The 11,118-nt window shown below is 70.4% G+C and carries 10 protein-coding genes; 5 read left to right on the forward strand and 5 right to left on the reverse strand.

The features are described from left to right. Nucleotides 1-59: 59 nt before the first annotated feature. The 3 genes from AB0H21_RS00620 to AB0H21_RS00630 all read right to left on the reverse strand — a co-directional run bounded on the left by AB0H21_RS00620 (nucleotide 60) and on the right by AB0H21_RS00630 (nucleotide 3,689). Nucleotides 60-1,322, reverse strand: a complete 1,263-nt coding sequence (locus AB0H21_RS00620) for a DUF1116 domain-containing protein (protein ID WP_358509424.1) — start codon at nucleotides 1,320-1,322, stop codon at nucleotides 60-62. Beyond that, nucleotides 1,316-2,047, reverse strand: coding sequence for an SDR family oxidoreductase (locus AB0H21_RS00625; protein ID WP_358509427.1), 732 nt, complete (start codon nucleotides 2,045-2,047; stop codon nucleotides 1,316-1,318). Before AB0H21_RS00625 ends, AB0H21_RS00620 begins: the two co-directional genes overlap by 7 nt. 124 nt (nucleotides 2,048-2,171) lie before the next feature. Then, nucleotides 2,172-3,689 carry an AMP-binding protein gene (locus tag AB0H21_RS00630; protein WP_358509430.1) on the reverse strand — a complete coding sequence of 506 codons (1,518 nt, stop codon included), beginning with the start codon at nucleotides 3,687-3,689 and terminating at the stop codon, nucleotides 2,172-2,174. Nucleotides 3,690-3,843: 154 nt separating this feature from the next. On the opposite strand from AB0H21_RS00630, the gene AB0H21_RS00635 reads away from it, so the two are divergent. Next, the gene (locus AB0H21_RS00635; protein ID WP_358509433.1) at nucleotides 3,844-4,575 is read left to right on the forward strand and encodes an FCD domain-containing protein; all 732 of its coding nucleotides are present in this window, start codon (nucleotides 3,844-3,846) and stop codon (nucleotides 4,573-4,575) included. Between the two features lie 3 nt (nucleotides 4,576-4,578). On the opposite strand, the gene AB0H21_RS00640 is transcribed toward AB0H21_RS00635, so the two are convergent. After that, nucleotides 4,579-5,361 (reverse strand): SDR family oxidoreductase, encoded by a 783-nt coding sequence (locus AB0H21_RS00640; RefSeq protein WP_358509436.1) that lies wholly within the window; start codon nucleotides 5,359-5,361, stop codon nucleotides 4,579-4,581. Further along, complete coding sequence (locus AB0H21_RS00645; protein WP_358509439.1) at nucleotides 5,354-6,283, reverse strand: alpha/beta hydrolase; 930 nt, start codon at nucleotides 6,281-6,283, stop codon at nucleotides 5,354-5,356. Before AB0H21_RS00645 ends, AB0H21_RS00640 begins: the two co-directional genes overlap by 8 nt. 674 nt (nucleotides 6,284-6,957) lie before the next feature. Here AB0H21_RS00645 and AB0H21_RS00650 point away from each other — a divergent pair. From AB0H21_RS00650 to AB0H21_RS00665, 4 genes are read left to right on the forward strand one after another with little or no spacing between them, the layout of a single operon-like run. Continuing rightward, nucleotides 6,958-7,704 carry an IclR family transcriptional regulator gene (locus AB0H21_RS00650; RefSeq protein ID WP_358509442.1) on the forward strand — a complete coding sequence of 249 codons (747 nt, stop codon included), beginning with the start codon at nucleotides 6,958-6,960 and terminating at the stop codon, nucleotides 7,702-7,704. A gap of 49 nt (nucleotides 7,705-7,753) precedes the next feature. Next, nucleotides 7,754-9,430 carry a hypothetical protein gene (locus AB0H21_RS00655; protein ID WP_358509445.1) on the forward strand — a complete coding sequence of 559 codons (1,677 nt, stop codon included), beginning with the start codon at nucleotides 7,754-7,756 and terminating at the stop codon, nucleotides 9,428-9,430. Then, the gene (locus tag AB0H21_RS00660) at nucleotides 9,427-10,137 is read left to right on the forward strand and encodes a hypothetical protein (protein WP_358509448.1); all 711 of its coding nucleotides are present in this window, start codon (nucleotides 9,427-9,429) and stop codon (nucleotides 10,135-10,137) included. Before AB0H21_RS00655 ends, AB0H21_RS00660 begins: the two co-directional genes overlap by 4 nt. Beyond that, nucleotides 10,137-11,108, forward strand: coding sequence for a membrane dipeptidase (locus AB0H21_RS00665; protein ID WP_358509451.1), 972 nt, complete (start codon nucleotides 10,137-10,139; stop codon nucleotides 11,106-11,108). The genes AB0H21_RS00660 and AB0H21_RS00665 overlap by 1 nt, the downstream gene beginning before the upstream one ends. Nucleotides 11,109-11,118: the final 10 nt, after the last annotated feature.

Below are 11,118 nucleotides of genomic sequence, written 5' to 3' on the forward strand. Positions count from 1 at the left end.
GGGACCTCGATCCGTCCTAAGTGGTCGTATGGTCCGATCTCTAGACCATTATCGGAATGTCAGGCCTGCGCGTGCGCGGCGGCCGCTTTCTCGAAGCACTCGCGGGGCGCGCGGATCACTCCGGCACCGATCTGGCCGCCGTCGCGGCCGGCGAGACCGACGTCCATGACGGGCAGCACGCCGGTCTCGAGCACCTTCCGCACGTCGACGGCGGTCGGCGTACCGCGGAACCCGAAGAGCGGGATCCGGTAATCGGGGTTCTCCCCGTGGGTGATCTGGTACATCTCGCGGTTGCGCTCGATCATCACTTCGGGAGACCCGCCCTGGTATGCCTGCAGGGACAGGGCGCAGGCCTGGGCGAAGCCACCGAGACCGACGGTCTCGGTGATCGGCGACTCGCCGCCCATCCAGGTGATCTCGTCCTCGGTGTGACCGGCGAAGAGCTTGCCCTGGTGGATCGGCGGCGGCCCCTCGAACCACTGATCCCCCGTCCCGGCGACCTTGATCGCGAAGCCCTTGCAGCTGAACGCCATGGCCGAAACCAGGGTCGAGCCGGCGACGCCCGCCATCGCGTCCGCGCTCGCCTTCGCCGCGGCCATGGACAGGCGGAGGAAGAAGTAGTCGTTCTCGGCGAGGTGGAGCATCGTCTCGCGCACGCTCGGCACGTCCTCGGCGACCATGTCCAAGACAGAGGGCAGGATCTCCCGGCTGAACAGCACCGACGCCGCCGCGTTGCGGCTGTGGACCTCGTCGCCCATCCGCAGGGCCCGGGCGATGAGCGGCTTGAGCGCGACGCCGCCCCGCCGGCGGATCGCCTCCCCCACCACCGGCGCGAGCACCTCATTGACGTGCACCAGCCGGTCGTGGACGCCCTGGTCGTAGCAGCCGTAGTTGAGCCGGCGCGGCTCCTTACCCTCGTAGAAGTTGCAGAAGCCAACGTTCCCGTGCGTGCGGTTCTCCACGACGAACACCGGCATGGACGCGGTGTAGATGCCGGCCAGGGACCCGACCGCGCCGTAGTCGTGGCAGGCGCCGACGACGATCTCGCCGCTTTCGAACCCGGCGATCGCCTCCGCGCGCGTCGCGGCGAGCCCCTCGAAGAGCGCGCCCCCGATCAGCGCCTCGCGCTGCCCGCCGACGTACTCGGACCAGGGCATCGGGGCCCCTGAGGTGAGGACCAGGTTGTCCGCGTACCCGGAAATGACGTCGCGGGCGATGTCGACGTCGACCACCCAAGGGTCGGCCGTGGTGAGCCGCTCGAAGGCCTCGGCATTCGCCGCATCGATGTCGAGGGGACACATGACGTCGGGCGGGGTCACCATGCGACGACCCCGCCGTCCACCAGGAGCGTCTGGGCGGTGATGAACGACGCCCGGTCCGAGAGCATGAACTCGACCACCTCGGCAACCTCGCGCGGCTCCCCGATCCGCTTGAGCATCGCGTACGAGGCTGCGACCTCCTCGCCGCCCGAGACACGGGCCATCGACGGGCTCATCGGGGCCCGGATCACGCCCGGGGCGACGTTGTTCACGCGGATCCCCCGCGGCGCGAGCTCGTCGGCCAGGTAGCGCGTGTAGGCCGCGATGCCGGCCTTCGTGGCGCCGTACACGGAGGCACCGGTGAATCGGCCGAAGTGGCCGGTCAGGCTGCCCACGTTCACGATGGCGGTGCCGTCGGCCAGGCGAGGTGCGCAGACGTCGGTGACCCGCGCCATGCCGGCGATGTTCACCTGAAACATCAGCTCGAGCTTCGCCTCGTCGATCTCGCCCAGGAAGGAGTCCCGCAGGACCCCGGCGCAGTTCACGAGACCGGCCAGCCGCTCACCCGGCTCAAGGACCGTCGCGACGGCGTTCTCGATGCTGCCGCGGTCGGAGACGTCCATGACCACCGTGTCCACGCCGACGAGCGAGGCGTCGGTCAGGTCGACGGCCTCGACCGCGTCCTTCAGGTCGGCGGCCACGGGGTCGAACCCGCCCTCGACCAGGCGCCGGCAGATGGCCCGCCCGATCACGCCGGCGCCTCCGGTGACGATGACTTTACGATTCACCTCTCCACCTCTCGGTGTGTTATCGGTCGTTGGGTACGCTGTTGGGCGCACGCCGAGAACCCGAGCGGACGGGTCCGAACAGGTTCGGACCCGTCCCGTCGGGAAGTACGTGGGGTGGGGACCGCTAGTTGACCTGGCGCTCCCTAGTGCCCCAGAAGGTCTGGCGGAGCTTGAACTTCTGGAGCTTCCCGGTCGCCGTGCGAGCCAGCTCGTCGCGGAACTCGATCCGCTTCGGGCACTTGTAGCCGGCCAGCCGCTCGCGGCAGTAGGAGATGAGCTCGTCCGGGGTCACCGTCTCGGAGGTCACGACCAGCGCCGTGACCAGCTCGCCCCACTTCTCGTCGGGGATGCCGATCACCGCGACCTCCCGGACGGCGGGATGGCCGGCGAGGACGTCCTCCACCTCGATGGACGAGACGTTCTCACCGCCCGAGATGATGACATCCTTCTTGCGGTCGAGAATGGACAGGTACCCGTCCTCGATGCGGCCGCCGTCGCCGGTGCGGAACACGCCGCCTTCCTGGGCGGAAGCGGTCGCCTCCGGGTTGCGCCAATAGCCGTCGAGGTTGTGGTTGCTGGCGGCCAGTACCTCCCCGTCCGGGGCGACCGAGATCCGGACCCCGATGCCCGGCGCCCCCGCGCGCCCCAGGAGCCGGGCCTGGTCGACGCCCGGGAGGTCGCGCCACTCGCGCCGCATCCGCGACATGGTCAGGAACGGCGAGGTCTCGGTCAGGCCGTAGATCTGGATGAACTCCCAGCCCAGCTCGTCGCGGATCCGCTCGATCAGCCGGGTGGGCGGCGGCGCGCCCGCGACGACGACCCGGACCCGGTCCCGGCCCGGGATCTCGCCCGACCACGACCCGGCCGCCTCGAGGACGGAGGCGAGCACGGACGGGGCGGCGCACATCACCGTGACGCCGTGCTGCTCGACCCGGCGCAGGATCTCGGCTCCGTCGATTCGGCGCAGGACCACGTGCGTTCCGCCCATGCCGGTGAGCGCGTAGGGCATCCCCCACCCGTTGGCGTGGAACATCGGCAGCGTGTGCAGGTAAACGTCGTCCTCGTCGACCTTGAGGTGCCACCCGAAGACGGTGGCGTTGAGCCACAGGTTGCGGTGCGTCAGCTCGACGCCCTTGGGGCGAGCGGTCGTGCCGGAGGTGTAGTTGATCGTCGCCGTCGCGTCCTCGTCCGGCTCCCAGGACGCGGGCGCTGTCCGGCGGTCCCAGAGCCGGTCGTCCTCCCCGAACAGGAAGGTGTGCCGCGCGGGCAGGTCCTTCACAACGTCGCGGAGCGTGGGGTCTGCCAGCAGGACGTCCGCCCCGCTGTGCTGGACGATGTACTCGATCTCGGCTCGCCCCAGGCGGAAGTTGATCGGCACGAGAATGCGGCCGTAGCCGCTCACCCCGTAGAAGGAGGCGAGCATGCGGCTGGAGTTCTGCGACACGATCGCGACTCGCCCGCCCACGGGGACCTCGAGCTCGTCGAGAGCAGCGGCGAGCGACCGGGTGCGGCCGGCGAACTCCCCGTAAGTGAGCGGCCCCCACGAGTGCTCGGCGCACGGCTCGTCGACGACCCCCGTACGGGCCGGGAACACCTGCTCGGCGCGATACAGGAAGTCACCAACGGTGAGCGGGTAGCGCATGGAGGTCCTCCTCAGCACCCATGGTTCGCCTCATGAACGATGAGGCTAGAGGATTTAAGGTCTAAAAACAATGCCTTTAGGCCTTTAGGCCTTTTTGGTGCTGTCGTTCCGCTGCGAGGGCCGGGTTCGGTTAGCCTTGTCTGAGGGAGGTGCCGTGACCGAGAACAACAGCCTCGGGCCGATCAGGCAGATAGCCGCGCACGAGCTGGTGCTGGACCAGATCCGGCGGTCGATGGACCTGGGCCAGTTCCGTCCCGGGGACCGGCTGCCGGCCGAGCGTGAGCTGGCGGAGATGCTCGACGTCTCCCGCACAACGGTGCGCACCGCCGTGGCCGTCCTGGAGCGCGAGGGCCGGCTCGCGGTCCGGCGCGGCCGCGGGGGCGGGTTCCTGGTCCTTGAGCCGACGTACGACGCCGCCGAGACCAAGCGCGAGTTCAAGCGGAACAAGGTGGCGGTCCGCGATGCCTTCGACTACCGCGTCGTCGTCGAAACCGGGGCGGCCCGACTGGCGGCCGAGCGCCGCAAGGCGACCGACATCCCTCGACTCAGGGACCTGGTGCGCCGGATGAGCGAGACCATCGACGCGGCCCGGGACTCACCGTCGACCGCGCAGATCACCGACTTCCAGCTCCTCGACTCGGCGTTCCACCTCGGGATCGCGCGGACAACCGGGAACGAGCAGCTGGTCCGCTCCGTCGAGCTGGCGCGCAGCGCGATGTGGCTGCCGGTCGGCGCGATCTTCGGCCACATCGAGGACAACGCCAATGACCACCACGCCGGCATCCTTGAGGCGATCCGCACCAAGGACGCCGACCTGGCGGCGGCCACCATGGCGGCCCACATCAACGAGACGCGGCACACGATCGAGTCCTGGCTGAAGCGCTGAGGCTCAGCCCATGGTCGTGAGCCAGCCGCCGTCCACGACGAGGTCGATGCCGGTCACGAATGAGGAGTCGTCAGACAGGAGATAGTCGACGGCCCCGCACACGTCGTCGGTGGTGCCGACGCGCTGGAGCGGTACCCGCCGCGCCATCGACGCTTTTCGGGACGGGTCCGCCTCGTAGATCCCGCTGATCATGGGCGTCAGGATCGCGCCGGGGCACACGGTGTTGGAGCGGACGCCGTGGCGTCCTTGCTCAGCCGCGATCGCCCTCGAGAGGCTGATGAGGCCGGCCTTGGAGACTTGGTAGGCGTCCAGCGCACCGTCCGCCCGGCGCAGCCCGGCGATGCTGGCGATGTGGGCCATGACGCCGAACCGGGCCGGCACCATCACCTGCAGCGCGGCGCGGGCGAAGAGCATCGCGCCGGTAAGGTTGATCTCCAGCACCCGCTTCCACACGTGGGGCTCGATGTCGGCGATCGAGCCGTCGACGTACTGCGGCGTGGGCAGCCCGGGTTCGTCGAACCAGGCCACGCCGGCGGCGTTGACGAGGTAGTCGAGCCGACCCTCGCTCGAGAGTTCGGTCGCGGCCTTCACCGCCGCGGGCGCCAGCCCGGGGTCGGTCACGTCGCCGCGCAGGTACGTCACCCCGGTCGGCAGCCCCGCCGGCTCGGTCTTCAAATCCACGGCGACGACCTGCGCGCCCCGGCCGGCCAGGTGCTGGGCCACCGCCAGCCCCATCCCGCCGCCGGCGCCGGTCACCAAGGCTGTGCGGCCCGCGTGGTCAGCCATCAGCGAGCCGCTCGCGCAGGAACTCGGCGGCCTGGTCGACCGCCTCGTTCGCCTCGTCGAACAACGTGGGGAACTGGACGAAGCCGTGGACCATGCCGGGGTAGCGCCGATGCTGGATCGGGACGCCCGCCTCGGCGAGCTTCTCGGCGAACAGCTCGCCCTGCGGCCGGATCGGGTCGTACTCGGCCGTGATCACCAGGGTCGGCGGCAGGCCGGCCAGGTCGGCACCCAGCGGGGAGGCCTGCGGCGACAGCGCGTCGTCCGGGCTCGTGAAGTAGGCGTCCTTGTGCCACTGAACCTCGTCCCGGAACAGCATCAGCCCCTCGAACTCCAGGTCGAACCCGAGCTCGAGGTCGAAGGTCGTGGCCGGATAGAAAAGCACCTGGCCTGCCGGCGCCGGCCCGTCCTGGTCCCGGGCCCGCAGTGCCACCGCGGCGGCGAGGTTGCCGCCCGCGCTGTCGCCCGCCAGTGCCACCCGCGCGGGGTCGATGCCCAGCTGCTCGGCGTTCTCCACGGCCCACACGAAGGCGGCGTAGCAATCGTCAGGCGCGGCCGGGAAGGGGTGCTCTGGCGGCCGCCGGTACTCCACGCCAAGAATCACGAACCCGGTCCGGTTGGCGATGGCGCGGCAGATGCCATCGTGGGAGTCGAGGCTACCCATCTGCCACCCGCCACCGTGCAGGTATACGACGAGAGGCGCGATTGCTCTCGCCACGTCCGGCCGGTAGACCCGGACCGGGATCTCGTGCCGCGTGCCGGGCACCACCAGATCTTCCGTGGCGGCGACGTCCTCGACCGGCAGCGCCGCGAACGTCGCCTCAAAATTGGATCTCGCTTCCTCGATCGGCAGCAGGTGGGAGTTGGGTCGACCACTCTGGGCCGCCTCTTTAAGAAGGTTCGCAGCTACCGGGTGGAGGGACATCACCGAAGTCTCGCCTTCAACTACATCGACCACCTAATGGACTTTTGGTCGAGACTATAGACCATGAAGTGACGAGTGTACACATGAGCACCGGCACAGCGGTGGGGCCCGTCGACCCACCCAACCGAGAAGGCACGTGTGGCAGTCGGGGTGGGCGATGACGGCTAAGACGGATCCGGGCATGGTCACCACAGCCCCAGCTTTTCGATCACGTCCGCGGGCTTGGGGAGGGCGGGGCTCGCCTGGCCGGTGGCCTGCCATGCTATGGGGACGTCGCGCCGCATCCGGCTCAGGTCGCGCCAGCGCAGCACGTCCGTCCACGCCGCCTCGATCGCGGCGCCCTTGGTCCCCGTCAGACGGCCGCCGGCGCGGAGTCCGTCGAGGGTGAGACTGCCGGCCAGCAGTGTGCGGAACCGAGGTGAGCCGGCGCGGTTTGCGGTCTCGTCGCTCCCTGAATCGTGACGGCGCCGGATTTGCCGCCTATAGTGCGCTTTGTCGGTTATCTGGTCAGGCGCTCCGTGCGATGTCGTGACCGGGCTCTCGCCGGTCCCCCAGAGCGGGCTTCGCTCCGCCCTTCACCTCCAGTTCACGCAGCCCTATTGACGTGTCCCGATGTCGCCTGCCACATTGCATGTCACCGAATAGGAGACCTTGTCTTCTTATAGAGGACGGACATGGCCACGCAGATACTCACCTCATCGCTCAAGACCCTCGAAGTGCTCGCGGCGCTGGCCGACTGCGACACCGGTGTGGGAGTCTCCGAGCTCGCCCGGCGGCTCGGCGGCAGCCGAGGTTACGTGCATCGGCAGCTCGTCACCCTCGTGGCCGGCAACTGGGTGGAGCAGAGCGAGGATGGCACCTACCGGCTGAGCCTGCGCGTGGCCCGGCTGTCGGCGGCGGCGCTACGGCAGGCCGGGCTGGACCAGCGGGCCTCGGCCGCGATGGAGGAGCTGGCCGCCGCGCTGCGCGAGCCCGTGTCGCTGGCGGTCCTGGACGGAGACGCCGCCAGGATCATCCACCGCATCGACGTGGACCGCTCGCTGCGGGTCGACACCCGGGTCGAGACCAGGATGCCGATGTCGAAGTCGGCGTCCGGGCGCGTGCTGACCGCCTTCGAGTCACCGGTCGTGCTGGAGCGGCTGGCCGGCCTCGGCGTGGAGCTCCCACCCGACGAGGATCTGGCCGCGATCCGTGAGGCGGGCTACGCCCACTCGATCGCGGGCTACCAGGACGAGACCGTCGCCATCGCGGCCCCGGTGTTCGATCCGGCGGGCCATGTGATCGCGGCCGTATCCCTCGTCGGCCCGGTGTCGCGCTTCGATCTCGACGCGGCGGTGGAGCCGCTGCTCGCGTGCGCCGCCCGGGTCAACGCCATCGTGAGCGGCACGTCGTTCGTGCCGCCCTCCCAGGAAGGACGCTGAATTGCCCTCCACTCTCGTGTCCCCGGAACCACGGGCGCCAGAGGAGATCATGACCGCCGAGGCCCTGTCCGCGATGCAGCCCAACCGGCTCTCGGCGAGCCGCTCGCTGATCAACAGCATGATCGATCAGGGCTGGCGGGTAGAGCGGCTGGTATTCGACGTGGACGAACGCGGCGCCGGGGACGCGGTCTACCGCGTCCATGCCGCCGGGCACACGCTCGATTTCGTCGCCTTCGCCTTCACGCCATCGGCCCAGGAGCGCACCCAGCGCATCTTCGACCAGTCGTGGGACATGATGGGCGCGCTGATCGACGGCGCCGCCGACGCGGGGACGATCGAGTGGACGCACAGGGAGCTGCCCCTGCTCTACCACGGCCGCGCCACCCCCGACACGCTGACCTGGTGCCGCTCCAACCGCAGCATGCGGGTCTTCGAGCACGTGGTGACGGAGCTGGCCGCCGGGCGCCAGCCCGACGTCGCCGCACTGGCGCGGGTCGGGTACCTGATGCGCAACGTCGGCCTGGACGGCAACGGAACCTTCGGCACCCGCACCTTCCTCGCCTACGGTGAGGACCATCCGCTCCGGGTGCCGTACCACGCCCAGATGCTCTCGGCCTATCTGATGCGGGAGTTCAGCTTCGACCTCGCCGAGAGGCTGGCGGCGCTGCGCTCACCGCACGCCGTGCCCCTGGACCGCCGGATCAAGCGCTTCCTGGGCGTGGGCAACAGCTCGGCCCTGGGCCTGGTGCTGTGGGTGGGCAACCACCCGCAGCTGGTCGGACGCTGGATCGAGCTGCGCGAGCGGGCGCTGGCGCACGCCTGGTCCCTGGTCCTGGAGCCGGACGGCGAGCGTGTCCGGCTGCTGATCCGCCTGTTGGATCGGGCCGTGACGTTCCTGGCGGAGGACGCCAACGAGTACACCTCCTTCGTCCCTGCCGGCGTCATCGCGGACGAGCTGGCCGCCCTGCGGCACAAGGTCGTCCTGCGCCTGGGCGAGACGACCACCCCGCCGACCGTTGCCGAGGCCGTGGGCGATCCGGCGGGCGACCTTTCGGCCGAGACCCGCGAGGTGCTGCACGCGATCCTGCTGGAGCTGGACCCGGGCTACGCCGATGGGTCGGTCGCCCGGCTCGTGGTGAACGAGTCCACACGGCGCGAGCCCGCCATGCCGATCGGCCGCCTGCGCGAGCTCCTGGCCACGGAGTACGCCTGGGCGCTGGAGATGGATTCGAACTCCGCGGGCAAGCGGCGCCACGTCTGGTACAAGTCGCGCAGCGCCGAGGAGCCGCGGTGCGGCCCCGCCGGGGAGGTGCCGCCCGGCACGGTCGATCTGACCGTGGACGTCCCCGGGACGGTGCGCGCCCTCGACGGCGCGCTCGCCGCGGCCGACCCGGCGCTGCCGGTCGGCAGGTTCCTGGCCGCCGCCCCGCAGCATCGCGGCACGGTCGAGCGGGTCCAGACGCTCAGCCGCTTCCGCTACCACACCCCGCACGTCGACCTCCGGCACGCCGGGTTCGTCCCGGCGCACCTGATCCGGCTGGGCAACGCGGCCCTGTACGGGCTGGACCGTACCAAGGACTTCATGCTGCGCGACCTGCGCGGAGTGATCTTCCAGGGGGCGCCCACCCGGGAGGACCTGGCCGCACCGCCGGAGGACGAGATCTGGTTCTGGCCGCCGATCCCGCTGGAGGGCGAGCCCGCCCGTGCCGAGGAGGGGGCCCGGTGACGACCTCCCTGTCCATCACCCTGTCCATCAGAGAGACCCGCCTGGTCGTCGAGCGGCTCCTGCAGGCCGACGGCCTGGCGCCGGGCGCCGTCCCGGCCGTCCGCGACTTCGTGATCCTGGCGCAGGCGGCCGGGCTGCCCGCGCTGGAGGTCCTGGAGTCCGGGCTGTCGGAGCGGGACCGCGAGCTGCACGGCGCCCTGCGTACGGTGCCGGTCCCTGCCGCGGAGGGCACGGTGCTGGTCGCCGACTGCGCCGGTCAGTCCTCCTACGTGGTGGCGCCGGGCCTGTTCGATCTGGCGCTGGCCACTCCCGCCCCGGTCACCGTGCGGGCGCGGGACGTCGAAGCGCCCGACCTGCTGGCCGCGCTGGAACCCCAGGCCGGGGCCCACGGGGTCAGACTCACGGTCACCGGCGGCGGGAGCGTGACGATCACCACCGAACGCGGCAGCGCGCCGCGTCCGGACGACGAGCGGCTACGCCGGCTGCTGCCGGTCACCGGCTCGGCCCCCATGGCCCGGGCCGTGATCGAGGGCATGACTGTGCCCTCCGAGCTGTGGTGGCGGCTGTTCCACTCCTCCGCGCGGGCGCTGTCGGAGGAATCGGTGACCTCCCTCAAGCACGCGGGCGCCACGCCCGTCAGCGACACCGGCGATATCGAGCCGGATCTGACCGACGACATCGACTTCGCGGGACCAGGGAGGACCTGATGCGCATCGACGGCCTGCAGTGCGGGCACTTCAACCGGCAGGCGTTCGAGGAACTGCGCGCCGGCGGCCTGGGTTGCGTCACCAACACCATCGCCGTGTGGGAGAACGCCTCCGAGACCATGGCCGCGATCGGGCGCTGGCGTCACCTGGCGCGTGAGAACGCCGATCTGGTGACGATCGCCCGCACCACCGCGGACATCGAGGCCGCTGACGCGAGCGGCAGGACCGCGGTCCTGCTCGGCACGCAGAACTCCTCTCCCATCGAGGACCGGATCGACTTCGTGGAGCTCTTCCACGACATGGGGCTGCGGGTCATGCAGCTCACCTACAACATCCAGAACGCTCTCGGCTCCAGCTGCTACGAGCCCGAGGACAGTGGCCTGACCCGGTTCGGCCGCAACGTGATCGCCGAGATGAACCGGGTGGGCATGGTCGTCGACCTGTCCCACGTCGGCGACCGCACCTCCTACGACGCCATCCTCGCCTCGCAGCGGCCAGTGGCGATCAACCACGCCAACCCGCGCGAGCTGTTCGACCACGCGCGCAACAAGCGGCCCGAGGTGCTGGACGCGCTCGCCGAGCACGACGGGGTACTGGGCCTGTCGATGTACCCGAACATCGCCGGGCCGTACGCCGACACCCTGGACAAGTGGTGCGAGCTCGTGGCCCGCACCGCCGAGCGCATCGGGGTACGGCACGTCGGCGTGGGCAGCGACCTGGGCCGGTTCATGACCATGACCGACCTGGACTGGATGCGGCGCGGCCGGTGGACCCACGGGCCCGAGTACGGCGCGGGCTCACCCGATCGACCTGGCATGGTCGAGGACCCCGAGTGGTTCACCACCTCCGCCGACTTCGCCGCCATCCCCGGCGCGCTGCGCGCCGCCGGCTTCTCGGCCGAGGAGACGGAGGCGCTCTGCGGCGGCAACTGGCTGCGGCTGTACCGGGAGGTGATCGACCTCACGAGCTGACCCGCCCGCG

The sequence above is a fragment of the Sphaerisporangium sp. NPDC051011 genome (assembly GCF_040653595.1).
Lineage (GTDB): Bacteria > Actinomycetota > Actinomycetes > Streptosporangiales > Streptosporangiaceae > Sphaerisporangium.

Excerpts from the sequence above, each read along its gene's own strand:
- AB0H21_RS00620 (WP_358509424.1), bottom strand. The coding sequence starts at position 1,322 with ATGGTGACCCCGCCCGACGTCATGTGTCCCCTCGACATCGATGCGGCG.
- AB0H21_RS00630 (WP_358509430.1), bottom strand. The coding sequence starts at position 3,689 with ATGCGCTACCCGCTCACCGTTGGTGACTTCCTGTATCGCGCCGAGCAG.
- AB0H21_RS00640 (WP_358509436.1), bottom strand. The coding sequence starts at position 5,361 with ATGGCTGACCACGCGGGCCGCACAGCCTTGGTGACCGGCGCCGGCGGC.
- AB0H21_RS00645 (WP_358509439.1), bottom strand. The coding sequence starts at position 6,283 with ATGTCCCTCCACCCGGTAGCTGCGAACCTTCTTAAAGAGGCGGCCCAG.
- AB0H21_RS00650 (WP_358509442.1), top strand. The coding sequence starts at position 6,958 with ATGGCCACGCAGATACTCACCTCATCGCTCAAGACCCTCGAAGTGCTC.
- AB0H21_RS00655 (WP_358509445.1), top strand. The coding sequence starts at position 7,754 with ATGACCGCCGAGGCCCTGTCCGCGATGCAGCCCAACCGGCTCTCGGCG.
- AB0H21_RS00665 (WP_358509451.1), top strand. The coding sequence starts at position 10,137 with ATGCGCATCGACGGCCTGCAGTGCGGGCACTTCAACCGGCAGGCGTTC.